At 54.8% G+C, this 22904-nt stretch carries 23 protein-coding genes; 14 read left to right on the top strand and 9 right to left on the bottom strand.

All coding sequences use genetic code 11. The annotated features are described in order from the left end of the window. Positions 1-2: 2 nt before the first annotated feature. Positions 3-992 carry an XdhC family protein gene (locus R1T46_RS14660; RefSeq protein WP_317308317.1) on the top strand — a complete coding sequence of 330 codons (990 nt, stop codon included), beginning with the start codon at positions 3-5 and terminating at the stop codon, positions 990-992. A 59-nt stretch (positions 993-1051) separates the two neighbouring features. Here the strand turns inward: R1T46_RS14660 and R1T46_RS14655 are convergent, their stop codons facing one another. After that, the gene (locus R1T46_RS14655; protein WP_317308316.1) at positions 1052-1519 is read right to left on the bottom strand and encodes a lactoylglutathione lyase family protein; all 468 of its coding nucleotides are present in this window, start codon (positions 1517-1519) and stop codon (positions 1052-1054) included. An 80-nt stretch (positions 1520-1599) separates the two neighbouring features. Here R1T46_RS14655 and R1T46_RS14650 point away from each other — a divergent pair, with 80 nt between their 5' ends. The 3 genes from R1T46_RS14650 to R1T46_RS14640 all read left to right on the top strand — a co-directional run bounded on the left by R1T46_RS14650 (position 1600) and on the right by R1T46_RS14640 (position 3586). After that, positions 1600-2040 (top strand): LysR substrate-binding domain-containing protein, encoded by a 441-nt coding sequence (locus R1T46_RS14650; RefSeq protein ID WP_407070126.1) that lies wholly within the window; start codon positions 1600-1602, stop codon positions 2038-2040. Between the two features lie 126 nt (positions 2041-2166). Further along, positions 2167-2382 (top strand): SDR family NAD(P)-dependent oxidoreductase, encoded by a 216-nt coding sequence (locus R1T46_RS14645; protein WP_407070125.1) that lies wholly within the window; start codon positions 2167-2169, stop codon positions 2380-2382. A gap of 7 nt (positions 2383-2389) precedes the next feature. Beyond that, the gene (locus tag R1T46_RS14640) at positions 2390-3586 is read left to right on the top strand and encodes a YbfB/YjiJ family MFS transporter (protein ID WP_317305931.1); all 1197 of its coding nucleotides are present in this window, start codon (positions 2390-2392) and stop codon (positions 3584-3586) included. A gap of 64 nt (positions 3587-3650) precedes the next feature. On the opposite strand, the gene R1T46_RS14635 is transcribed toward R1T46_RS14640, so the two are convergent. Together R1T46_RS14635 and R1T46_RS14630 are read right to left on the bottom strand one after the other, a co-directional pair. Then, on the bottom strand, positions 3651-4649 hold the full coding sequence (locus tag R1T46_RS14635) for a CmcJ/NvfI family oxidoreductase (protein ID WP_317305930.1): 999 nt from the start codon (positions 4647-4649) through the stop codon (positions 3651-3653). A gap of 168 nt (positions 4650-4817) precedes the next feature. Next, on the bottom strand, positions 4818-5990 hold the full coding sequence (locus R1T46_RS14630; RefSeq protein ID WP_317305929.1) for an MFS transporter: 1173 nt from the start codon (positions 5988-5990) through the stop codon (positions 4818-4820). 107 nt (positions 5991-6097) lie between these two features. Here R1T46_RS14630 and R1T46_RS14625 point away from each other — a divergent pair, with 107 nt between their 5' ends. Together R1T46_RS14625 and R1T46_RS14620 are read left to right on the top strand one after the other, a co-directional pair. Continuing rightward, entirely contained in the window at positions 6098-6982 is an 885-nt protein-coding gene (locus R1T46_RS14625; protein ID WP_317305928.1) for a LysR family transcriptional regulator, read from the top strand. A gap of 144 nt (positions 6983-7126) precedes the next feature. Further along, positions 7127-7954 carry a DUF4437 domain-containing protein gene (locus tag R1T46_RS14620; protein ID WP_317305927.1) on the top strand — a complete coding sequence of 276 codons (828 nt, stop codon included), beginning with the start codon at positions 7127-7129 and terminating at the stop codon, positions 7952-7954. A 29-nt stretch (positions 7955-7983) separates the two neighbouring features. Here R1T46_RS14620 and R1T46_RS14615 read toward each other — a convergent pair whose 3' ends face one another. After that, complete coding sequence (locus tag R1T46_RS14615) at positions 7984-8865, bottom strand: LysR family transcriptional regulator (RefSeq protein WP_317305926.1); 882 nt, start codon at positions 8863-8865, stop codon at positions 7984-7986. A 159-nt stretch (positions 8866-9024) separates the two neighbouring features. On the opposite strand from R1T46_RS14615, the gene R1T46_RS14610 reads away from it, so the two are divergent. Next, positions 9025-10134 (top strand): alcohol dehydrogenase family protein, encoded by a 1110-nt coding sequence (locus R1T46_RS14610; RefSeq protein ID WP_317305925.1) that lies wholly within the window; start codon positions 9025-9027, stop codon positions 10132-10134. Positions 10135-10184: 50 nt separating this feature from the next. Here the strand turns inward: R1T46_RS14610 and R1T46_RS14605 are convergent, their stop codons facing one another. Genes R1T46_RS14605 through R1T46_RS14595 form a run of 3 tightly spaced genes read right to left on the bottom strand, consistent with a single transcriptional unit; the run spans position 10185 to position 12969 of the window. Continuing rightward, entirely contained in the window at positions 10185-10997 is an 813-nt protein-coding gene (locus R1T46_RS14605; protein WP_317305924.1) for an SDR family NAD(P)-dependent oxidoreductase, read from the bottom strand. Between the two features lie 11 nt (positions 10998-11008). Then, positions 11009-11980 (bottom strand): LLM class oxidoreductase, encoded by a 972-nt coding sequence (locus tag R1T46_RS14600; RefSeq protein ID WP_317305923.1) that lies wholly within the window; start codon positions 11978-11980, stop codon positions 11009-11011. A gap of 2 nt (positions 11981-11982) precedes the next feature. Beyond that, positions 11983-12969, bottom strand: a complete 987-nt coding sequence (locus R1T46_RS14595; RefSeq protein WP_317305922.1) for a zinc-dependent alcohol dehydrogenase family protein — start codon at positions 12967-12969, stop codon at positions 11983-11985. A 119-nt stretch (positions 12970-13088) separates the two neighbouring features. Here R1T46_RS14595 and R1T46_RS14590 point away from each other — a divergent pair, with 119 nt between their 5' ends. Continuing rightward, positions 13089-13994, top strand: coding sequence for a LysR family transcriptional regulator (locus R1T46_RS14590; protein WP_317305921.1), 906 nt, complete (start codon positions 13089-13091; stop codon positions 13992-13994). Positions 13995-14033: 39 nt separating this feature from the next. Here the strand turns inward: R1T46_RS14590 and fabG are convergent, their stop codons facing one another. Next, complete coding sequence (gene fabG / locus R1T46_RS14585) at positions 14034-14777, bottom strand: 3-oxoacyl-[acyl-carrier-protein] reductase (RefSeq protein ID WP_317305920.1); 744 nt, start codon at positions 14775-14777, stop codon at positions 14034-14036. A 261-nt stretch (positions 14778-15038) separates the two neighbouring features. Here fabG and R1T46_RS14580 point away from each other — a divergent pair, with 261 nt between their 5' ends. The 5 genes from R1T46_RS14580 (at position 15039) to R1T46_RS14560 (ending at position 20831) form a co-directional block, all read left to right on the top strand. Next, the gene (locus R1T46_RS14580; protein WP_317305919.1) at positions 15039-16256 is read left to right on the top strand and encodes a polyhydroxyalkanoate depolymerase; all 1218 of its coding nucleotides are present in this window, start codon (positions 15039-15041) and stop codon (positions 16254-16256) included. 16 nt (positions 16257-16272) lie between these two features. Next, the gene (locus R1T46_RS14575; protein ID WP_317305918.1) at positions 16273-18171 is read left to right on the top strand and encodes a class I poly(R)-hydroxyalkanoic acid synthase; all 1899 of its coding nucleotides are present in this window, start codon (positions 16273-16275) and stop codon (positions 18169-18171) included. A 267-nt stretch (positions 18172-18438) separates the two neighbouring features. After that, positions 18439-19422, top strand: a complete 984-nt coding sequence (locus R1T46_RS14570) for a lipid A deacylase LpxR family protein (RefSeq protein WP_317305917.1) — start codon at positions 18439-18441, stop codon at positions 19420-19422. Positions 19423-19540: 118 nt separating this feature from the next. Further along, the gene (trxA, locus tag R1T46_RS14565; protein ID WP_007152208.1) at positions 19541-19864 is read left to right on the top strand and encodes a thioredoxin; all 324 of its coding nucleotides are present in this window, start codon (positions 19541-19543) and stop codon (positions 19862-19864) included. Between the two features lie 19 nt (positions 19865-19883). Then, on the top strand, positions 19884-20831 hold the full coding sequence (locus R1T46_RS14560; protein ID WP_317305916.1) for a LysR family transcriptional regulator: 948 nt from the start codon (positions 19884-19886) through the stop codon (positions 20829-20831). Here R1T46_RS14560 and R1T46_RS14555 read toward each other — a convergent pair. Then, positions 20828-21757 (bottom strand): LysR family transcriptional regulator, encoded by a 930-nt coding sequence (locus R1T46_RS14555; RefSeq protein ID WP_317308314.1) that lies wholly within the window; start codon positions 21755-21757, stop codon positions 20828-20830. The two genes, R1T46_RS14560 and R1T46_RS14555, sit on opposite strands and share 4 nt — an antisense overlap. Positions 21758-21858: 101 nt before the next feature. On the opposite strand from R1T46_RS14555, the gene R1T46_RS14550 reads away from it, so the two are divergent. Beyond that, complete coding sequence (locus R1T46_RS14550; protein WP_317305915.1) at positions 21859-22899, top strand: zinc-binding alcohol dehydrogenase family protein; 1041 nt, start codon at positions 21859-21861, stop codon at positions 22897-22899. Positions 22900-22904: the final 5 nt, after the last annotated feature.

Raw genomic sequence — 22904 nt, 5'->3', positions numbered from 1 at the left:
CCATGCAAAGTCTGGATGCTCGGGTAGTGGAGCAGGCGATCGAATGGCTGGGGAGTGGCCGGACGATCTGGTTGTGCACGGTGTTGTCCACCTTCGGATCATCGCCCAGGGAGCCGGGCTCACTGATGGTTGCCACTTCGGATGGACATCATGTGGGCTCGCTCTCGGGTGGTTGCGTCGAGGAAGACTTCCTCGAGCGCGTTGCCGCCGGAGAGTACGAGCAACCAGCCGTTATTGTCCGTTATGGCGACCCGGGCAACAGCCCGGAGAGCCCCCGTATTCGCTTGCCGTGCGGGGGCATTCTCGACGTCCTGGTAGAACGTATGGTTGCCACCACAAAGACCCGGGATTACCTTGAGCGGATTCAGCAGGCCCTGTCCGGCCAAAATGAAATCGCACGACATATCAGATTGACGGATGCAGTGTGGTGGCTGTCCGACGCTGAACCCACGGGGCCGCGGGTGTTGCAAAATGAAACCGAAGAGACGGTGACGGTTCGTATTGGCCCCGTCGCCAAGTTGATTCTTGCCGGCTATTCAACGGTATCAGAGGCCTGTGCACAGTTCGCCTTAAGCCTTGGTTATGAGGTGGTGCTGTGTGACCCACGGGAGGAAGTCACCAATGGCATGAGCCTGCCGCCGGGTGTTGAGTTTGTGCCCCAACTGCCGTCGCTGTATATCGCTTCGCCTGGTGCTTGCACGCCCTCCACGGCGATCGTCGCCGCAACCCATGACCCCCGCATTGATGATCTGGCCATGATGGCTGCTGTCAAAACCTCGGCAAGCTACATTGGTGTGATGGGCTCTGTTCGTACTTCCCAGGCCCGATCCGAACGACTTCGTCGGACTGGTGGCCTGTCAAAGGAAGACGTTGAGCGGATCCACATGCCCATCGGACTCAACCTCGGCAGTAAAACCCCTTCTGAAATTGCACTGGCCATCGTTGCGGACATGGTGCGTGTGAGGCGAGGGCGGCCACGTGTTGAACTGTGAACGCCCCTTCTCTCAACTAGGTTGAAAGGTCGGTGGGTCATTGCCCACCGAATACCGGATTACTCGTAAGCACCTGCGGAGTAGGTCAGCTCGTAACTGTGGCTGTAGATCTCGAGAATGTTTCCGAACGGATCTTCCATGTAAACCATGCGGTATGGTTTTTCGCCGGGGAAGTATTCACGAACTGGCATGCGCTGTTTACCGCCTGCCGCAACGATTTTCTCCGCAAGGCCTTCCACGTCCGGGTCCTGGACACAAAAGTGAAAGACGCCGGTTTTCCAGTACTCGAAGTTGTCTTCCGGCTTTTCTGCGTTGTTGAATTCAAAGATTTCCACACCGATTCGGTCGCCAGTGGAAAGGTGAGCAATCCGGAAAAAGCTCCAGCCTGCACCAAAAACATCAGTACACATGACCCCAATAGGGCTGTCATCTTCCTCGATAGTGGTTTGCGGCATGATCAGATACCAACCCATTACTTCTGTATAGAACTTCACAGCGGCATCAAGGTCGGTCACCGAAATCCCGATATGGGAAAAACTGCGTGGGTCAGCATGTAAGACATCTTGAAAAACAGTTGGGGACCCTGCTGATACGGCAACCTCGACGGATGGAGTTAACACCGGCCGGCCACGCACTCCTGGCGTATTGTGATGAGATGGAACAGGCCGATATGCGCTTACGCCTGCGAATGTCGGAAGGCGATAAAACAAAAGGTGAGCTCAGTCTCGACCACCCTGATGGCCGGGCCATGGCAACGCGCCTGTTGAGCCGCTGCTTTCCGGGGGAGCCTGGAATCCGAAATATTCCGGTGCGCGGTTTTGTCAATCAGGTAGGCTTAATTCTCGAGCCCGTAGCCAGGGGCATGGGCTTTACCGTACTACCGCAATACGCGAGACAGGCCTTTGCCCAACACAGCGAAATCAAGGTTATGACGCTTGAAAGGGACGTGGTGGATTCGCTCTGGATGATTTCCCGGGCGGAATGGCCCCTGTCTGCACGCGCTCGCTATGCCATGGAATATCTGAAGCAACAATTGGGAGATCGGTGACAGACAACCAAGAAAGCCAAAAGACGTAACCATTGGTTGTGATTGGCATACATATAATCGATTTTAACTACGCTATTAGGTGGGATACGCTTTTACCAGCATCACAACGGAATAAGGGGACGGAACATGGGCACGACCGACAAACCCATCGCGTTGGTGGTTGGGGCTGGTGATCATTTAGGGTCGGCGATCGCACGCCGATTCGCCAGGGAAGGATTCCATCTCGTGGTGACCCGTCGCCGGGGAGATCTGGAAAAGCTCGGTCGTGAAATCAGCGACATCGGGTCCACGGCAACGGCAATTCATTCCGACGCCCGTATCAATTACAAACGCCACTCCTGAGGTATCTATGAACGACCCCATTCAACGCTGCAAGGTTTTAACCGCAGGGGTGCTCAACCTGATTTTGGTCATGGGCATCGCCCGTTTTGCGTATACGCCTTTGCTGCCGGCCATGCAGGAACATACCGACTTGGGAGCGGCGGACGGAGGTTGGCTTGCAGCGATTAACTATCTCGGATACCTCGTGGGTGCGGTCGTTGCGTCTGTGATCAGTGATCTGGAATTAAAGGACCGCCTCTATCGCATTGGGTTGGTGGTTGCGGTCATAACGACAGCCGGTATGGGACTGACTGAGAACCTGTGGCTCTGGTCAATCCTGCGCTTTCTGGCGGGGCTGAGTTGTGCCGCCGGCATGTTGATTGGTTCCGGGTTGGTACTGAACTGGCTGATCCGTCACAACCACCGTAGCGAGTTGGGCATTCAGTTCAGTGGCGTTGGGCTGGGAATGGTTGTGTGTGCGGTTGCAGTTGAGTTGATGAACACTTGGCTTGATTGGCGCCAGCAATGGCTGGTGCTTACCGTGATCGGAGGTGCGATGCTTGTTCCGGCCTGGGCATGGTTACCACGGCCCGAATCGGCGACAGTCAACACCAGTGGTAGATCCATGAAGGACTCCCCGCCGGGTAAAGCGTTCATGGGGCTTCTTACCGCTGCATATTTTTGTGCCGGTGTCGGCTTTGTTGTGAGTGCCACGTTTATTGTAGCGATTGTAGATGAGTTGCCCGGGCTGGAGGGGAAGGGTGTCTGGGCGTTCATGGTAATGGGGCTTGCGGCAGCGCCCAGTGCCATTCTCTGGGACCTGATTGCGCGAAGAATTGGGAATCTGAATGCTTTGATTACTGCAAGCCTGCTCCAGGCTGTGGGTATTTTGTTGCCAGTCATTGAACCCAGCATCCTGTTAACGATGTTAGGTGCGATTCTTTTCGGAGGTACCTTTGTCGGCATTGTCTGTCTTGTGCTGACCATGGCCGGTCGCTTCTACCCCTCCCAGCCTGCCAGATTCATGGGAAAAATGACGATCGCTTATGGAATTGCCCAGATTGTAGCTCCAATGATTACCGGTCTGCTCCGGGAATATAACGGAGATTACTCGGTTGGACTCTACGCGGCGGCGGCCGCGATGATAGTGGGTAGCGCACTAATGCTAATAGCCAAGACGAGGGAGGTTAGCGAAAAGCCGACCCCCGGATTCGTCAACCAATGAGATCTTGCCCAAGTGGTAGATGCGCAAATGGCAATGTCATTATCTGCCCCGTTTCATTGGTAATTTAGTCGTAGATGACGATGCAGCGCACTTCGATGCTTTGGCGATCCGGCGCACCGTAAGGTGTGGCAGGATCTTCGAACGCGCTATGGAAGCTGAACGTGGAGGGCGATCGCGGATCACTCGCATCAGCCTGCTCGCCGGCAGATCTCGCCAGCGGTCCCGCCGAATCCCATTGTTTAATCAGTAGCGCTTCGTCCCCCGTCATTTCCGGGAAGTAGTACCAGTGATGGCGCTCGGCGTGTTTTGCAAAATAGTTTTCCCCGAGACGGTCCTGGTAGTGAATTTCAAACACGACCAGGTCTTCCGGGTTGACTGTCTGGCTATCGCACAGTGCCAGGGGATGTGTGGCCACCGGCTCACTGGATATATTTCGCCACAAGTTGATAATCGCAAAACGGCCAACTTCTGCGAGCGCACGCTCGACCGTTTCATTGGAGATCAATGACTCGCTGTCGTCAAGAACACTGCGCAGAGTGTCATTGCTGCCGGGAGGGTTCGCCAGGTCGCGCAAGCGCTGGGGGGCACTGGTTAGCGTATAATCGCCATGCACCAGGTGCAAAGGCTCCTGCACTTGCTGTCCGCCTGATATCTGTTTTCCGCTTTGTTTTCCGAGCACCGAGCGGACATTGTGGTCGAAGGCAAATGCACGGCCACCGGTCGCTTCCTCTATGATTTTTGCGCATTCCGGGTAGTAGTATTGGACGACCTGTTGCTGATCCAGAAAATCCAGACCAGGTTGTGCGAGTGGCCGGGGCAGCAACTCGAATCCGTTGGTGGCAAGGCTAAGACGCTGATTGCCTGAAAAAACGCGACCGTTGTGAACCTTCTTTTCTTGCTTGTCGTGCACGACTCCCTGCATTTCGCTGTCGTTTCCGCCCGTATCCCTGCGTATCAACACCTTGCCATTTCGGTAGAGTGATGACTCGGTGGATTTATCCAGATAATTGAAAAAGCCCAGGCTGTGGTCGCGGTTATGCGTATTCGCTTTCGGTGTGCTCATCGATGGTGCCTCTCTCAACTAAATAACGAGTGTCTGCGGAAACATCTTGCACGGGGCAAAGCCAGAATTGAAACTCTGAAACCATATGCCTGCTATTCATATACGTGATAATGACATCGTAGACTGAAAGTGGATATTGGGCCTCCCTGTCGGGAGGCCATTCAGAGATCAGGCGGTAGCCGTTTCGTGGTTATCCAGGGTGGCGGAAATGCGGGTCAGAAGCAGCGCACTGAGAACAATCACGCCGCCAATCCAGGGCGTGTTCATCAGCCCCATGTCGGCCACCACATGGCCTCCGAGCCAGGCGCCGACGGCAATCCCAATGTTGAAGGCCGCGATGTTCAGGCCGGAAGCGACATCCACGGAATGCGGAGTGTAACGTTCAGCCAGTTGGACCACATACACCTGCAAGCCTGGCACATTGCCGAAGGCAAACGCACCCCAAACCAGAAGGGTGATCACGGCTGCAACCGGATTGTAAGCGCTGAAGGTCAGAACGAACAGGATGGCCGCCAGGCCGCCAAAAACGATGTACAGCGCTGAGGTTGGCCCGAAACGATCGGCCAATTTACCACCCCAGATATTGCCAGCGGCCACAGACACACCGTAGACGAGCAGCAGAAGGCTGACCATGCCGGAGGCAAAACCGGTGACGTCTTCGAGGATCGGGGTCAGGTAGGTGAATGCCGTGAACGTACCGCCGTACCCAATAGCGGTCATCGCGTACACCAGCAGCAGTCTCGGGTGAGTGATGACCTCAAGCTGCTGACGCAGGGTTGCCGGCTTTGACTGCTCCAGGTTCCTGGGCACCAAAAAGGCACTGCCGATCAACGCGATGGCCCCCAGTACGGCGACGGTCAGGAAGGTGGCTCGCCACCCGAACGTCTGTCCGATAAAGGTTCCCAGGGGAACGCCCGTTACCAGGGCAACGGTAAGCCCGGTGAACATGATGGCAATTGCACTGGCCTCTTTTTCTTTCGGTACCAGGCTGGTGGCGATGGTCGAACCGATTGAGAAGAACACGCCGTGTGCAAGGCCGGTGAGAATTCGGGCGGTAATCAGTGAGCTGTAATTCGGCGCCATCCAGGCCAGGATGTTACCGATGATGAACAGCCCCATCAGCGAAAGCAGCACCAACTTACGATTCCAACGGCCGGTCAGGGCGGTGAGTACCGGTGCACCTATAGCAACACCTAGCGCGTACAAACTGACCAGAAGGCCAGCAGACGGGAGGGTAACGCCCAGATCCTGGGCAATGGTGGGAACCAGTCCGACAATGACAAACTCGGTGGTCCCAATCGCAAAGGCACTCAAAGTGAGTGCGAAAAGTGCAACGGGCATAGCGGCTCCTTAGCAGTGAGCGGGAATGAATTGACGATGCCTAGTTTGCGGCCGCATACTTTTGCGATAAACAGTGGTTTTTAAAAAATACTTTTGCGGAAAATGAAATGAAAAGTCGATCGGACGATCTTCACTTCCTGCTGTCAGTGGTGGACAGCGGAAGCTTTAGTAGCGCGGCAGAACAACTTGACGTATCCGTGACCCGGGTGTCGCGAGCGGTCTCACGCCTCGAACAGAGCTTGAACACAACGCTGCTGAACCGAACCACCCGCAAAGTGGGGCTGACCGAGGAAGGGCGACTGTTTGTAGCGAAGGTGAGAGATGGCCTGGCTTCGCTGGAAGAGGCCGAAGAGCAATTGGCCATACGTAAACAAAGGCCGGCGGGCCGCCTACGGGTGGACGCCGCAAACCCATTCCTGTTGCATCAGATCGTGCCTCATGTCCGGGAGTTTCGAGCCGCCTATCCGCACATTGAACTGGAATTGACGGCAAGTGATCAGATTGTCGACCTGCTGGAACGACGGATTGATGTGGCTATCCGAATCGGAAGCCTGGAAGACTCGACGCTCCATGCCAAGGCATTGGGTCGGTCTCCGCTGTCAGTGGTGGCTTCGCCGGACTACCTGAATCGGCGTGGTGGCTGCGACTCGCCGGAATCTCTCGCGGGCCACGACACCATCGGCTTCACCGCACCGGAAGCTTTGAATGTCTGGCATTTTGGCGAAGGGATACGAATCAGACCGACGGTACGAGCCAGCAGTGGGGAAGCCGTACGCCAACTCTGCCTTGGCGGAAACGGTCTGGCGTATCTTTCACGGTTCATGATCGACAAGGACCTTGAACGAGGCGACTTGGTGGAACTGATGGGGGATCAACTGGTGCGCCCCAATCCAAGGGAGTTGGTCAACGCCGTGTACTACAGGAACACAACACTGTCTGCGCGCATTCAGGTGTTTCTGGACTTCTTCAGTGCACGTTGGAAAAGCCTGTAACGACGTTACGCTCCCCTTAATGACGAAAGTTCCCTGGGAATTACTTCGTTTTTACGAAAACTAAAATCGGAAACTGCCCGTTTTTATCCGATATCGCGGCGACTAGGCTTGTAGCTCTCATCATATTTAAAGTGGAGCTATCAAATGTTTTCCAGCAGGCTGTTTTGTGCACTGATGGTTGCCGGTACCGCGACGGTGGCGAATGCCGACACCGAAAACAGCGGTTCTCTCGTGAAAGTTGTGCCGGCTGATGACGTTGAGTGGGGGTATCTTAATCCTCTTCGCGGCGTACTGAGCCCTGGTGCGGCAGACCTATGGGGAGATCGCACGACCGACAGCGCCACCGGAATGCTTGTTCGGTTCAAGCAGGGTTTTGAGTCTCCTCCCCATATTCACAATATTACGTATCGCGGCGTTGTCATCGAAGGGCTGATGCATAACGACGACCCAGATGCACAAAAAATGTGGATGCCGCCCGGGTCTTTCTGGACACAGCCAGCCGGCGAAGATCATACAACCGCGGCAAATGGCGACACCAATCTGATTTACCTGGAGATAGACTCCGGTCCCTATCTGGTTAAGCCTTCCGACGAGAAATTTGATAACGGCGAACGCCCGCTCAACCTGCATGAAACCAATATTGTCTGGCTCAATAACAGTGAGCTACACAATATTGAAGCGGACAACGTGGAAGCCACGTTCGTATGGGATAGTGATGCCGATGTGGGCGGCTCAATGATCAAGATTGCGTCCGGCTTTGAGGGAGACATCAGTACGAATGCCAGCGAATTTCGCGCGGTTGTGATCGGTGGCGAGGTTACCTACCAGGCAAAGGGTCTGGATACTGAAAAGCACCTCGAGGCTGGAAGCTATATCGAATCGACAGGGCGCTTCACGCACCGAATAGCAAACGACAGCGATAGGGCAGCGACCCTTTATATCCGCACGAACAGCCGGTACACCGTAAAGTAGAGAAATTACCGTGATCGTGGGTTACATCGTCACGCTCTGGCGTTTGACTGATCGTGAGTGGCTCGGGCGGCGCCAAGCAGGCATCCTTGCAACGGCTCCAGAAAACCGGGGTTCAAAGTGCCAGCATTGATGATATTCATCGTCAGAACCCGTTGCCCGGGTAGCTGGTCCAGTTGGACCGGGCGCACTCTGGACGATATAACCGACGACTCTGGTAACAGCGCGATGGCCAATCCCGATTCAACCGCCGAATAAAGATTGGCCATGTCGGTACTGGTCATCAACGTATGGTAGTCCAGACCGGACTGCCTCAAATCCGTGGCGGCGAAATCACGTAGCGCGCAATCACTTTCCAGCAATGCGACGGGCAATGCCTCCTCTGTATTGATGGGTAGCCCAACCGAGGCATACCAGCAAAGCGCTTCCGACCACAGACTTTTCTCCGGTGCGAACTGGGATTCCCCGGTAACGATAGCCACGTCGAGATCACCAGCGGTGACCAACTCCCGCAACCTGCGGCTTCGACCGCAGGTAATTCGGGGCTCCAGCTCGGGAAAGGCGTCCCGAATGCGCGGGATAAACTTCTGCAAGAATGTCTGGGCATAATCCGTGGGTATCCCGAAATGTACAGGACCCCGGAGCGGCTCCAGGCTAAGCGCGCTGAGCGTTTCGTTATTGAGGCGTAGCAGCCTGTCGATGTAGCCCAGCAACTTCTTCCCGGGTTCCGTGAGCTTGATACCCTGATTACTGCGCTCAAGAAGCCGATGGCCGATCTGCTCTTCCAATCGTTTAATCTGCATACTGACAGCGGCCTGGGAGCGGTACAGGCGGCTCGACGCCTCTTTAAAACCGCCTGCCTCCACCACCACTGCAAAGGTATTCAACAACTCCAGATCCAGAATAGGCTTCATTTGGGCGGCCTTTGGGCGTTTATCAACAAATCTGAATTATCGTATCAATAATATTCGTTTGAGTGAATCATTCCGGAGACCTATGATTTCACCATAGGCGTCGAGGTTGACGTTAAATTGATCGAATCAGTCGGCTAGCACTGAAGCAGAGGAGACACTATGAGTCACATCCATATCCCCAAGACAATGGCAGGCGTTGTTCTGACCGGGCACGGTGGCCTGGACAAACTTGAGTACCGGGAAAATCTGGAAGTGCCTCAGCCCCTCGCTGGTGAGGTACTGATTCATGTCGGAGCGAGTGCGATCAACAATACCGACATCAACACCCGGACAGGCTGGTATTCCAAAGGCGTAACAACGGGTACGGATCAGGGCGCCGCTGCAGGGTTTGAGACGGCAAACGACGAAGATGGTGGCTGGTCAGGTACACCCCTCAGTTTTCCACGTATTCAGGGTGCTGATGTGTGTGGAAACATCATAGCGGTGGGTGAGGGCGTTGACCCCGCGCGGATGGGGGAACGCGTGTTGGTTCGCCCTATGCAACAGGCGCCTGGCGACCCGTCTTCTTACAACCTCATCACGTTCGGATCCGAGATCAACGGTGGCTACGCCGAGTACGCCGTAGCGCGTTCAAGCGAAGTGTTCGCAATCAACAGTACCCTGAGCGACGCTGAACTGGCTTCATTTCCCTGCGCCTATTCAACCGCCGAAGGCATGTTGGACAGGGTATGCCTGGGGGCCGGGGAACGGATTTTGATCACCGGCGCTTCTGGTGGCGTTGGATCAGCGGCGATTCAACTTGCCAAGCGCCGGGGCGCCGAAGTAATCGCGGTGTGTGGTGAATCCAAGTTCGACGAGGTGCGTCAGCTTGGCGCTGATCAGGTCATTGCCAGGGGTCAGTCCCTGCTTGAAGTGCTGGAAAAAGACAGCGTCCACATCGTAGCGGACTTGGTGGCGGGCCCTCAGTGGCCGGAGTTGCTGGAGGTGCTGAGCCGTGGCGGTCGTTACGTGGCGTCAGGCGCCATTGCAGGTCCCATTGTGGAACTGGACGTACGAACTCTGTACTTGAAAGACCTAAGCTTCTACGGCTCTACCTGGCAGCCTAAGCAGGTATTTGAGAATCTCATCGGATACATCGAACGAAACGAAATCCGGCCTGTGGTGGCTAAAACCTACCAATTGCGGGACCTGGTCCAGGCCCAAGAGGACTTTATGGGCAAGCGTTTTTCGGGCAAATTAACCATTGCAATTGGTAGCCAGATCCGTTGACCGCGCGGTAGTTAGTCCGGCAACCGGGTGGCGTTGCCGGTATGTTTCCGTTACGCCATTTTCTTGGCAACAAGTTCTTCGATAACCATCACGATCGCTTTGCATTTCTGGTCATTCAAGGCGTCCGAATGAGGGGGGCCAAACCCGCCTTTGTCGTTATCGAAGTATTGGCCTGAAGCGTTGGTAAATTCTTCTGAGAGCGCCGCACGGACAAGCACATCGGCGCCGATGGACAAACTTTTTCCTGCAATCCCGAAGCCCTCTTTAACCATCTTTGATGCCAACAGGGAACCAGGATTTACTGAGACGAAAACCACGCCCTCGTCAGTGCGAGAGCTTGCCATCGCATTATTCCACATGGTCAGTGCCAGCTTGCTTTGGGCATAAGCCGACATATCTTCCAGAAGGCGTTTCTTACCCCGAAGGGCGTTGAGTTCCACTGGGGCCTGTGCGGCTGAAGACAGGTTAACCACCCGTGAGGCAGTCCCCAGGAGTGGCAAAAGGCGCTTTGTCAGCAAATAGGGGGCAACCGTATTCACGGCAAACCGGACATCCAGCCCGTCCTGGGTGATGGTTTCAGGTACGCGCATGACACCAGCGTTATTGATGATGACGTCCAACTGGTCATGTTCTCTGGTGATCTCGTCTGCCAATGAATCAGCTTCAGCCAGACGCGACAGATCCGCTTTATAGGTGTAGATCCGTCCAGCGCCCGTACCGTTTGCCAACATTTGCTCTGTCGCCGCCAGCTTCTCTGCGTTCCTTCCATGCAACAGCAATGTGTGACCCTCGGAATAGAGGCGCTTCGCGGTTTCCAGCCCGATGCCATCAGTGGCGCCGGTGATCAGAATTTTCTTGGTCATATTTTGTGTCCTTATGCCGGGAATTCAGGGAGCAGATCTTCTGCGAGGTACAGGAGCGCCTCTTCAATATCTGTCTGATTAAATCGCAGATTCAACGCGACATGGTTTACACCGATCTCTTCCAACGATTTCAGGTAACTCTTCAGAAACCTGATGCCCGAACTGAAGCCCAGATGAATCGGCTGCGGCGGTGCATTGGGCTCTGCCAGAAGGTCGATATAAAGGGATTGCATCACGGGCTTTGAATACCCTGTTTCACCAGGAATGCCGTTGCGCCAGGACCTGACAGTGTTTGCCTGATCGTCGATGTTCCTCGGATAAGTAATCAACCCATCACTATGGCGAGCGCCCCAATGAGGGGCCTGTTGGCTGCCTCCGGTAATCAGCATCGGAATCTTTCCTGCTTTTGGCTTCGGTAGCAGGTCCATCTCACCGTTTGTTTGACCATAACGGTTTTCAAATGCAGGCGCATCTGAGGCCATACTACGGATATATTCGAAACTGTCCCGAAACCGCTCGCCCCGGTTTTCGTAGTTTTCGTTGAGGGCGGGGTATTCATCGGGTCGATCACCGGATGCGATTCCGAGTATCAAACGACCACCCGACAATTGATCGACGCTTGCTGCGGCTTTTGCAACGTGAGCAGGGTGCCGAAGCGGTAAGATCAGACTGGCGACACCCAGGGCGATACGTTCGGTTTGCCCCGCTAGAAAACCGAGGTAAACAAACGGATCATAGACTTGTCCGGCATCGCCGAACGAGGGCACATTAAACGGGACATCTCGCAACCAGACTGCAGAAAAACCGGCGTTTTCGGCCAACCGAACACGTTCAAGATGATGTTCCATAGTGGGCACGGGCCCGCTGGCATAATTCTCCAGGGGCACAATGACGCCAACACTCAACCGATTCGGCTGAAACGCCTGATTGTAGCCACGATTGATAGGGGCAAATGTCTTTGTGCTCTCGTTCAGTGCGGGCATTGTTAGACCTCCACGACAACCTTACCAATAGCCTGGCCACTGGTCAGACGGTCATGGGCCTGGCCAACCTCAGAAAGGTTGAAGCTCTGCTCATCCAGAAGCGGTTTGACGCCACCCTGATCCACGATCTGCGCCAATTGCGCGAGAATGTTGCCGTGCGCTTCCCGATGATGGTTGTGCAGCATGGGAATCAGCATAAACACCACGTGAATCGACAGCCCTTTGAAGTGAGCGGTGGTCAGATCCAGTTCAACCATGGCGACAGTGGTACTCACTTGGCCATTCAGGGCAGCCGCTTCAAAGCTGTTGGTCATATTTTCGCCGCCAACCGTATCGAAAACCACATCGAACCCGGCACCGGCTGTATGGGCCTCAACATAGTCGGCGACGGTTTCAGTCTTGTAGTCAATCGGGGTAGCGCCGTAGCCTTTGATGATGCGGAAAGCCTGTTCACCGGAGGCCGTTGAATAAACGGAGGCACCAAAGTGCTTTGCCAGCTGAACAGCAACATGGCCAACGCCGCCGGTTCCGCCGTGAACCAACACTTTTTGACCGACCTTCACGCTGGCTCTCTGCAGGCCCTCTAATGCAGTGATACCAACCAGCGGCAGTGCGGCTGCTTCGCGCATCGACAGGCTCTTGGGCTTATGGGCAATCAGCCGTGCGTCGGCCGGCATCAACTCAGCAAGTGCACCTTGAAGATCGGCAAGGCCGCCAGCACATCCGTAAACTTCGTCACCAGGCGCAAAACCGGTGACGCCTTCACCCACGGCTTCAATAGTTCCGGCGAAGTCCATACCGAGCACTGCTGGCAGGTCGGGGGACAGCGGGAGATCCTTGCCCATCTGGCGAATCATGGTGTCGACGGTGTTGATGCTTGTTGCTGCAACGCGGACGATCACCTGGCCCGATAGTGCCGAAGGTGCAGGCATGTCGGCCTGCTCAAACGCTGCCTCAGGGCCGTATTGATTAAGAACCATTGCTTTCATTGTGTGACTCCAGTTTTGCAGGTGATTTGTCCAAGCGACTAAGAACAGATTAAAGGTTCGCGAAAACCGAATAAATGACCAATAATGGTTTTCAGAATTCGTAAAATGGATATAAAATCGTGGACACCGAAGGAATAAAGCTGTTTGTTCTGGCTGCTGAAAAACTCAACATCAGTGCCGCCGGACGGGAACTGGGGATGCCGCCAGCTGTTGCCAGTTCCAGGTTGGCCAAGCTTGAGAGGGCCGTTGGAGCAGACTTGCTGCGCCGCTCAACCCGTAAGGTGGCGCTGTCCACTGAGGGCGCGGAGTTCCTGCCTTTTGCCAGGGAAATTCTGGCACAAGAGAACGCTGCGATGGCCGCGATGGGGTTTGGCAATGAGCATGTGTCTGGCACTCTGCGATTCACCGCATCCAGCACCTTCGCCCAACAGTACATCGTGCCTTTGGTGCCAGCGTTTCTGGAGATGTATCCGGGTATCAATCTGGACTTGCGATTGTCCGATATGGAGCTGGACCTCATTCAGGGCAGTTTCGACCTGGCGCTGAGGGATGCCGTGTTGCCGGACAGCAATCTGAAAGCGCGGAAACTTGCTGATGATCGACGCATATTCTGCGCCTCACCCGAGTACCTCGCGAAATGGGGAACGCCGAAACACCCGGACGATCTACATTCTCATCAGTTGGTCGCCTTTAAATCCCAGAGCGCGATTGCATTGACCGGTCCCGAAGGAGAAAACGAACAGTTGAACCTTCGCAGCTCGCAAAACAGACTGATCATTGACGACGGCTTGAGTTACAAGATTGCGACCAAGCAAGGAGCAGGGGTTGCTTTGCATGCGCTATGGAGCGTCCACCAGGAACTTTCAGCAGGGACATTGGTGCAGGTTCTTCAAGACTACCGGATGGACGCTGAGCCGGCGCTTTGGCTGGTGTACCCGAAATCCAATGTCTTAACCGCAAAGGTCCGGGTGTTCATTGATTTTCTGGTAGAGAGAATAGGGCAGAGGCCGCCATGGCTTGAGTGAGCCCTATTCAACTTATCGATCTGGTAGCGGGTGTCGGTGCTACATGTAAACCCCACCGTTTACATTGATCTGCTGGCCGGTGATGTAGTCTCCTTCCGCAGCAAGGAACACCACTGCACGGGCGATTTCCTCGGGCTGCCCAAAGCGACCCATCGGCACACGTGCAATGATCTGCTCGCGAATATTTTCGGGCACTTGGGCCAGCATTTCGGTCTCGGTGAAGCCGGGGGCAATGGAATTCACCGTAATGTTGTACTTGGCCATTTCCAGAGCCAGTGTTTTGGTGAATGCAATGATCCCGCCCTTACTGGCCGCATAGTTGGCCTGCCCGAAGTTGCCGGCCTGGCCGACGAACGAAGTAATATTCACAATACGACCGAATTTTTGGTCCATCATGATCTTCAGCACCTCAGAGCAGGTTGCGTAGACACTTCCGAGGTTGGTGTCGAGGACGTCGTTCCAGTCGTCGTCGGTGAGTTTTTTCATGGATTTGTCACGGGTGATACCTGCGTTGTTTACCAGAATGTCAATACGCCCCCATTGCTCGTAAACCTGCTGTATAAGGCTTCGTGCCGCTGGCATGCCGGAGAGATCAGCTTGTATGGCCAGCGCCCGCACGCCGGCCGTTTCCATTTCCTTGACCACTTCATCTGCGTCAGAGCGACGTGAGCGGTAGTTAATAGCGACGTCGGCACCGCGCTGGGCCAACTGAAGTGCGATGTGACGGCCGATGCCTCGAGAGGCTCCAGTGACAATGGCCACCTTTCCTTTAAGATCTTGCATGGTTCTGTCCCTGTGGTTTTTGTTGCAGGACTTACGGTGTGACAATTTTTTACAGACGCTGAATTTAAGCTAGCAGGGCTTTTTTAAGGCGACAAGAAATAAGCCGTGGATGTGAACTGCTTCCTTTACACATGGCTCGCTTTTGAGCTTGCGAAGTTGCAGAGTGGGTTGATAGGATGAATCGCGCTGATCAATAAATAAGCGTAAGATTGAGCCGGAAGAGAGACAGACCAACCGAACTTACCCAGGCTGAACCGCATCATGATGTATTACACTCACGAAATCGGGCGGCTCGCGCTGACCCCGCTAGGCAGGCTGGCTGGCAGTCAAAGCAATATCCTGCGTCACCACCTGAACCCTTGGTCCAGGCTTCCAGGGACCCGCAGCATTGCCTCGGCCCTCAAGGTGTTTGACGATCTTACCAGGCGTTACCCCAAGCCGTCCTTCAACCTGGATACAACCGTTTGTGACGGCGAGACGGTTCTGGTCAACGAAACCATCGTCAAGCGCAAGCCCTTTTGTCAGTTGAAGCATTTCCAACGTAATGCTCATCGTCCGGATGACCCCAAGTTGCTTATCGTAGCGCCACTGTCAGGCCACTTTGCATCGCTTCTGAAGGGCACCGTAGAAACCATGCTGCCGGGCCACGATGTTTACATTACAGATTGGCGCGATGCCAGCATGGTGCCGATTTCAGAAGGCAACTTCGGGCTGGACGATTACATCGACTACGTGGTTGATTTCATCAATCATATCGGCCCGAACACACACGTTCTGGCGGTCTGCCAGCCGGTCGTGCCGGTGCTGGCAGCCACCGCTCTGATGGCCCAGGATGATCATCCGTCGGTGCCGCGTTCTCTGGCCCTTATGAGCGGTCCCGTGGACGGACGCGTTGATCCAACAGAGCCCTGCAATCTCGCCAAGAAACATAAGCTCTCCTGGTTTAAACGCCACCTGATTCATCGGGTACCTGCACCCCAGCCGGGTGCCATGCGCAAGGTTTACCCCGGCTTCCTGCAATTGACGGGGTTCATCAATATGAACTTCGATCGCCACCTGGATGCCTACCGGGGACTGTTCAGGTCCATCCGTGATGATGAATCAGAAAAAGTCACCCGCCACAGAGAGTTTTACGACGAATATCTGGCGGTGATGGACCTGCCTGATGCCTACTACCTGGACACGATTGAAAAGGTGTTCCAGGAGTTTCATCTGGCACGGGGCTGCTTCAGGCATCGTGGCCGTCTAGTAGACCCCGGCGCTATCGTAAAAACGGCGTTGATGACCATTGAGGGCGAGAAAGACGACATCTCCAGCCCGGGCCAGACACGCGCCGCTCACAAACTCTGCACCAATATTCCGGACAACCGTCGGTTGCACCATCTACAACCCGGAGTTGGCCACTACGGCACCTTTAACGGTCGCCGTTGGCGCGAGGAAATCGCTCCGAAGCTGCAGAAGTTCATCCGCAGTGCCTGAATGAGGGAGAAGAAACATGTCTGGAAAGCCTGTCAGTTCAGTAGCCGGTGACGACAAAGAGACGAACATTGTACGTGAATCGCTGGTCAGTGCAGGCAGGCATGGCACACGCCTGATTAAACGTTCGGTGCTAAGGCGGTTGAAAGGCGGCCGACCCAATCCGGCCAGCCTCAAAAGCATTGCGAAACCTTTTTTTCGCTTCACCGGAAAGTTTGTTACCCAGCCGGATACCTTCATTAGCGCCCAGATGCGTCTGATACAGAACGCCGCCATTCTGAGTGGTGGTGGATTGATGAGCCTGATCAGCCGCGAGCCCATGCGGGTGACAGCACCTGAAAGAGGGGACGGCCGCTTCAAGGATATTGCCTGGAGCGACCGCATTTACTTCAGCTATCTCCAACAGGCATACCTGATTTCCGAGCAATGGATCATGGATACCATTGACGATGTCCGGGGGCTTGATGAGCATGATCGCCATAAAGTCCGTTTTTTTACCAGCCAGATTACCTCCGCTCTGGCACCCACCAACTTTGTTCTGACCAACCCCGAGGTCCTCAAGGCAACGGTAAACACCCGGGGGCGCAATCTTGTTAGCGGCTTCGCCAACTTTTTACGAGATCTTGATGAAGCGGACGGCCAGCTGTCCTTCAGAATGACGGACCCGGACGCCTTTGAAGTTGGCAAGAACCTGGCGGATACGCCAGGTGATGTGGTCTTCCAGAATGACCTGATGCAACTGATCCAGTACCGGCCAACAACAGAGACAGTGCATCGCCGGCCGCTTCTCGTCGTGCCCCCGTGGATCAACAAGTACTATATCCTGGATCTGGGTGCGAAAAAGTCGTTTATCCGTTACTGGGTCGAAAAGGGCCATACAGTATTCGTCATTTCCTGGGTTAACCCCGGGAAGGAACATGCCAATAATGGCTTCGAGGATTACATGCTTGAAGGCCCTGTGGCTGCATTGGACGCCATTGAGCAAGCCACTGGTGAGCGTGAAGTGAATGCAATTGGTTACTGTATTGGTGGGACCTTGCTGAGCTGCACACTGGCATGGCTCGCAGCGCGCGGTGATGATCGGGTAAAGAGTGCCACCTTTTTCAACAGCCTGTTGGACTTTACCAACGCTGGAGATATCAAGGTCTTCATTGACGAGGACATGATCGCCAAGATGGAAAAGGCCATGAAAAAGCAGGGCTATCTCGAGGGTACATCCATGTCGGCGGCCTTCAACATGCTGCGCGCCAACACCCTGATCTGGTCCTTCTACATCAATAACTACCTGCTTGGCCGCGATACACCGCCTTTCGATCTGCTTTACTGGAATACGGATTCCACCCGGCTGCCAGCTGCCATGCACAGCTTTTACCTGCGTAACATGTATCTTGAGAATCGGTTGAGCGAACCCGGCGGAATAACCCTTGCAGGAACGCCGATCGATCTTGGAAACGTAAAAATACCTGCCTATTTCGCCTCGGCTATTGAGGATCACATTGCGCCCTGGGTGTCCTGCTACAAAGGGTCACACTACCTGGGTGGGCCAGTTCGCTTCGTACTGGGCGGCTCTGGCCATATCGCCGGAATCATCAACCCGCCGTACAAACATAAATACGGCTATCGGACGAACGAGAATACCGATCTGCCGGCGGATGAGTGGCTTGCTGGCGCAGAGGAGTTCGAAGGATCCTGGTGGCCTGACTGGGTTGTCTGGGCAGAGCAGTTCAGTGGCGGTGAAGTTGCTGCAAGGACGCCGGGTGAGCGCGCTTTGCCAGTTATCGAGCCAGCGCCTGGCTCCTATCTGCGCAATGAACCCGCTCCGAAAGCGCCACCTCAACGCAAACTCAGAGCAGTCGCCGCTAAGAAGCGTACAACTCGCAAGCGCGCAGCGGAGCCATCAATTCAAGGACAGCGGTAGTGAGCTGTCCGCTATTAGTTGATCACTACAAACGCTATAAGAAACACACTTAAATCATTTTATGGAACACGTCCCGCCGACAACGATGTAAACATCGCAGTACAAACACCTATTCATCAAATTATATGATGTTTTCAATACCGAGCGCTGATTAGTCGCGCAAGGCGTTCAATTGAAAAATAGCAGCCAACTTGTTTCCGACCTGTCGTCTTTCGGAGTTGGCTATGCCCCATCGTTCTACTTGTACTTTTTCTCGCTGTCCTGGTTTTGTCTCCGGCGGTTCATGCTGAAGATTCTGATTCTGTCATTGCGCTTTCTACGGACAACGATCTTTTTGCACCCACCCAAACCGATCAGGATTACACCGCAGGTTTGGCCGTAACCTATTCCTCAAACTCAGAGGATTTCCTGGAAAATCCGGCTTCCGGAATCAGCCAGAACCTGGACAGGTTCGTGTTGTCTGGTATTGGCGCAGATATTAACGAGCCCGAAAGTGCAGCCCTGGAATTTGGCATTTACGGGTTCACCCCAGAAGAAATAAAGGCGAGGGATATCGATCGGGATGATCGTCCTTACAGCAGTCTCGTTTACTTATCGTCGAGTCATAGTTACAGGAACCTGAGTGACGATTCCGGGTGGACCACTTCGATGACTGTCGGAGTGCTGGGCCTGGATGTTTTCAAATCGGGTCAAAATGCGGTTCACAAGGTAGTAGGAAGTGACCGTGCCAACGGCTGGGACCATCAGGTCTCCAATGGCGGGGAACCAACATTCCGATATTCCGCTGCCTATCATCAGTATCTGGATAAAAACCGGCCGGACCAGCAATTCAAAGTCACGTATTTCGGGTCGGTAGGTTATTTGACTGAGTTTGGTGCCGCGCTTGTTTTTCGGGACGGGCTGATTTCCTCCCCGGACAATCGTTTCAACCCTGAGCTTATGGCCTACGGCGAACGAGCGCCGGGAGTCGCGGCCCCTGGCGGCCGGGAGCATTATTTCTGGGGTGGCGTGTCTGTCAAAGCTCGGGCCTATAATGCGTTCCTTCAAGGCCAATTCAGGCACTCCGACCACGAACTGGATGCCAACGACCTTAACGTGCTCCTGGCGGAAATCTGGGCGGGGTATACCCATAGTTTCGTTGCTGGCACCGAGTTGAGTTACGTGCTCCGAGTCCAGAGCTCCGAAATTAAGAGCGGGACCGGAAACCGCACGCTTGCGTGGGGTGGGCTGGTGTTCAGTAAGCGGCTCTAACGGGCTCTATGCAAACCCATCATTGTGAGAAATGGGATCTATATGGCACTGAAATTAGTGCTATCAGATTTGAAGGCCCAGTATTGAAAGTGAGCAATTCCATTCAGGAGCAGATATTATGACGACCATTATTCATGTAACCGATGCGAATTTTGAAGAAGCGGTTGTTCAGAGCGACCGGACAGTTCTGGTTGACTTCTGGGCACCCTGGTGTGGCCCTTGCAAGACGGTAGCCCCGCTGCTTGAGGATATCGCCGATGAGTTCAGTGAGCAACTTACCGTTGCCAAGGTCAACGTGGATGACAGCCCGGAGATTACTGCAAAAATGCGTATCCGTGGCATTCCGACATTGGCCCTGTTTCAAGATGGCGATGTGATTGCCCAACATGCCGGGGCGGGGAGCCTCAGCCAGTTGAGAACGTTCGTTAAAGGGCACTTATAGTTAAGCTGAGACACTTACTATGAAAACTCAAGAGCTCCAGTTGCTGTACATCTTTGATGCCATTATGACGGAGCGTTCAGTGACTCGTGCGGCGGATCGCCTGGCCATGACACAGCCTGCGGTATCGAATGCGATTTCCAGAATGCGGCAGATATGGAACGATCCGCTCTTTGTGCGAAAGGGCCGCAACATCGAACCCACCTCCTATGCGCTCAGTCTTTGGGATCAGGTGGGTGACCCTATGTTCGCGCTGACAAACGCCGTCAGCGCGACACAGTTTGACCCGGCCTCCGCCCGACGGACGTTTCGCATTGCAGTAACCGACGTCATCGTCGAGATGATCTGGCGTCAGCTTATTGAGTTGCTCGAGCGTGAGGCGCCAGGCGTAGATGTACACGCCGTACCCTATACACCTGAAGGAAGCTACGACGACCTGAGGTCAGCGCACGTTGATCTCGCGATTGGCGTGCTAAACCAGCACGATTACAGTTTGCGGAGCACCTGGCTTCTTGACAGCGGATTTGTTCTCGCAATGCGGGCGGACCACCCGCTGGCAGGTCGGCAAATCACCATGGAAGAGTTTCTGGAAGCCCGGCATCTGTTGGTCACCATGTCGGGTGACGCCCATGGCTCTGTTGACAGTTATCTTGATCAAAAAGGGCAGAGCAGACGTATCGCCGCAACAATGAACCATTTTGCGTCCGTTCCTCAGGTGTTAAGGGAGTCCAATCTCATCGTGGCCGTTCCTGAGCTGATCAGCCAGGACTGCGGGTTCGTCGACGGGTTGTGGATGGGTGAGCTACCCTTCGATGTGGACCCAACCACCCTCTACCTCATCTGGCACGCACGCCATGATAGAGAACCGGGGATTATATGGATCAGGAATCATATCGAAAGACTGCTCCAGGATCGCTGGCACGACATCATGACCAATTCGCCCTGTGGCCGGCACCTGAAGGCGGTCTAATCGTGGCTTGGCAGTATGCCGCGTTTAGTCATGGCGCTTATAAGGCTTTGACACTGCTGTTTCAGGTGGTCCCGCAGCAGGCGCATGGCAGGTGTGATGGATTGTCGAGTCGGGCAGATCAGCCACAGCTCTGATACCGGTGGTGTGTAGTCGGGCATGACGTTCATCACCCGGCCGGACAGCAGATCATCGGATATATCGAGGCAGGATTTGACCGCCATACCATGCCCGGCGATGCACCAGCGCCGAACGAGATCGCCGTCGTTGGACGCCCGATTGCCTCTCATTTTCACCCGGTATTCCTCACCATCCCGTTTGAAGGTCCACAAGTCGTAGGGAATGTCCTGCAACTGATAGAAAAGCCCGTTGTGACCCGCCAGGTCGTGTGGATGAATGGGGGTACCCTGTTGGTTCAGGTAATCGGGTGTTGCGCAGAGCAGTCGGGGGACATCACAGATTTTGAACCCGTACAGGTTGGCGTCACTGGGTGAGCCATACCGTAGGGCCATATCAACCGAATCCCGAAAAAAGTCCACATTGCTGTCGGTGATCTGTACCCGCAAACTCAGCCCGGGGTGAGATGTCATCAATTGGTCGATCCAGGGCACGACGCGATTTCTACCCAGATCGGATGACACCGATAGCCGAATTTCTCCCGCCACTGTCTCTGTGCCAAAGCGAATATTCTGTCGGGCCTCATCCATCAGTGTCAGCGCCTGCCGGCATTGGGGCAGGTATTTCTCCCCGGCGGCCGAGAGCCGCAACTGACGGGTAGAGCGGACAAACAGCTCTACCCCTAACTCATGCTCCACACGTTTTACGGCGGCGCTCGCCGTCGCGGCGCGCATATCCAGACTGGTGGCAGCCGCGGTGATGTTGCGGAATTCGGCCACTTTGAGCACAACGGTCAGATCGTCAAAGTTCATTTTCAAAAATTATTTGATTATGTTTATGGGATTAGGCGGTTTTTCTTAGTGTAAAGAGGGATCACACTGTTGGCCACTACCAACTCACACTGGAGAGAAACATGAAAGCGGTTGGATACACTGAATCTTTACCCATTGATGACCCTAAATCCCTTCAAGACGTGGAACTACCTCAGCCGGCGGCCGAGGGAAGGGACCTCCTGGTTCGCGTGAGAGCCATCGGCGTCAATCCTGTTGATTTCAAAGTACGTCAACGGGCTGCAGCGGAGCCTGGTGAGACCAAGGTACTGGGCTGGGATGCCGTAGGGGAAGTCGTTGCAACGGGAGAGGCAGCATCATTGTTCGAGCCAGGCGACCAGGTGTACTACGCTGGCGACGTTACACGGCAGGGTAGCAATGCCGAGTATCAGATCGTTGACGAGCGCATCGTGGGCCGCAAACCCGCCAGCCTGAACGACGCAGAAGCGGCAGCGCTGCCTCTGACCACCATAACCGCCTGGGAAATGCTCTTCGACCACCTGGGGCTTGAACAGCAGCTCCCAGAGGAAATCAGCCCAACCGACGACGTGATACTGGTGGTTGGCGCGGCCGGCGGTGTCGGCTCGATCCTGATTCAGTTGGCAAAAACGCTGACCGGTGCCACCGTGGTGGCCACCGCATCCCGGCCCGAGTCCCGGCAATGGGTCGAATCGCTAGGCGCGGATTTCGTCGTGAATCACCGCGAGCCACTGCTGCCGCAAATCGAACAACTGGTGTCCGAGGGCAAAATTGCCCCGATCACTCACGTGGCCAGCCTGAACGCCACCGACCAGTACTTCGATGATTATGTGGCAGCGCTGAGGCCGTTTGGCAGGATTGCCATGATTGACGACCCCGCGTCTCTGGACGTGATGAAAATCAAACCGAAAAGCCTGTCCCTGCACATCGAATTCATGTTCGCCCGGTCTATGCACAATGCTGATGACATGCAGGTGCAGCACGAACTTCTTGAGACGGTAGCGAGTCTTGTGGATCAGGGCCACATTCGTACCACCGCAGGCAAGAATCTCGGGGTAATCAACGCTGACAACCTGCGTGCGGCGCATTCGGAGTTGGAGTCCGGTACGGCCGTGGGCAAGATAGTGCTGGAAGGGTTCGAGTAAACGGT

The sequence above is a fragment of the Marinobacter salarius genome (assembly GCF_032922745.1).
Lineage (GTDB): Bacteria > Pseudomonadota > Gammaproteobacteria > Pseudomonadales > Oleiphilaceae > Marinobacter.
Note: the sequence above shows the minus strand (reverse complement) of the source record. Positions and strands in the feature narration are given on the sequence as shown.

Coding starts and splice junctions, on each gene's coding strand:
- R1T46_RS14660 (WP_317308317.1), top strand. CDS start 3: ATGCAAAGTCTGGATGCTCGGGTAGTGGAGCAGGCGATCGAATGGCTG.
- R1T46_RS14650 (WP_407070126.1), top strand. CDS start 1,600: ATGGAGTTAACACCGGCCGGCCACGCACTCCTGGCGTATTGTGATGAG.
- R1T46_RS14645 (WP_407070125.1), top strand. CDS start 2,167: ATGGGCACGACCGACAAACCCATCGCGTTGGTGGTTGGGGCTGGTGAT.
- R1T46_RS14640 (WP_317305931.1), top strand. CDS start 2,390: ATGAACGACCCCATTCAACGCTGCAAGGTTTTAACCGCAGGGGTGCTC.
- R1T46_RS14635 (WP_317305930.1), bottom strand. CDS start 4,649: ATGAGCACACCGAAAGCGAATACGCATAACCGCGACCACAGCCTGGGC.
- R1T46_RS14630 (WP_317305929.1), bottom strand. CDS start 5,990: ATGCCCGTTGCACTTTTCGCACTCACTTTGAGTGCCTTTGCGATTGGG.
- R1T46_RS14625 (WP_317305928.1), top strand. CDS start 6,098: ATGAAAAGTCGATCGGACGATCTTCACTTCCTGCTGTCAGTGGTGGAC.
- R1T46_RS14620 (WP_317305927.1), top strand. CDS start 7,127: ATGTTTTCCAGCAGGCTGTTTTGTGCACTGATGGTTGCCGGTACCGCG.
- R1T46_RS14615 (WP_317305926.1), bottom strand. CDS start 8,865: ATGAAGCCTATTCTGGATCTGGAGTTGTTGAATACCTTTGCAGTGGTG.
- R1T46_RS14610 (WP_317305925.1), top strand. CDS start 9,025: ATGAGTCACATCCATATCCCCAAGACAATGGCAGGCGTTGTTCTGACC.
- R1T46_RS14605 (WP_317305924.1), bottom strand. CDS start 10,997: ATGACCAAGAAAATTCTGATCACCGGCGCCACTGATGGCATCGGGCTG.
- R1T46_RS14600 (WP_317305923.1), bottom strand. CDS start 11,980: ATGCCCGCACTGAACGAGAGCACAAAGACATTTGCCCCTATCAATCGT.
- R1T46_RS14595 (WP_317305922.1), bottom strand. CDS start 12,969: ATGAAAGCAATGGTTCTTAATCAATACGGCCCTGAGGCAGCGTTTGAG.
- fabG (WP_317305920.1), bottom strand. CDS start 14,777: ATGCAAGATCTTAAAGGAAAGGTGGCCATTGTCACTGGAGCCTCTCGA.
- R1T46_RS14580 (WP_317305919.1), top strand. CDS start 15,039: ATGATGTATTACACTCACGAAATCGGGCGGCTCGCGCTGACCCCGCTA.
- R1T46_RS14575 (WP_317305918.1), top strand. CDS start 16,273: ATGTCTGGAAAGCCTGTCAGTTCAGTAGCCGGTGACGACAAAGAGACG.
- trxA (WP_007152208.1), top strand. CDS start 19,541: ATGACGACCATTATTCATGTAACCGATGCGAATTTTGAAGAAGCGGTT.
- R1T46_RS14560 (WP_317305916.1), top strand. CDS start 19,884: ATGAAAACTCAAGAGCTCCAGTTGCTGTACATCTTTGATGCCATTATG.
- R1T46_RS14555 (WP_317308314.1), bottom strand. CDS start 21,757: ATGAACTTTGACGATCTGACCGTTGTGCTCAAAGTGGCCGAATTCCGC.
- R1T46_RS14550 (WP_317305915.1), top strand. CDS start 21,859: ATGAAAGCGGTTGGATACACTGAATCTTTACCCATTGATGACCCTAAA.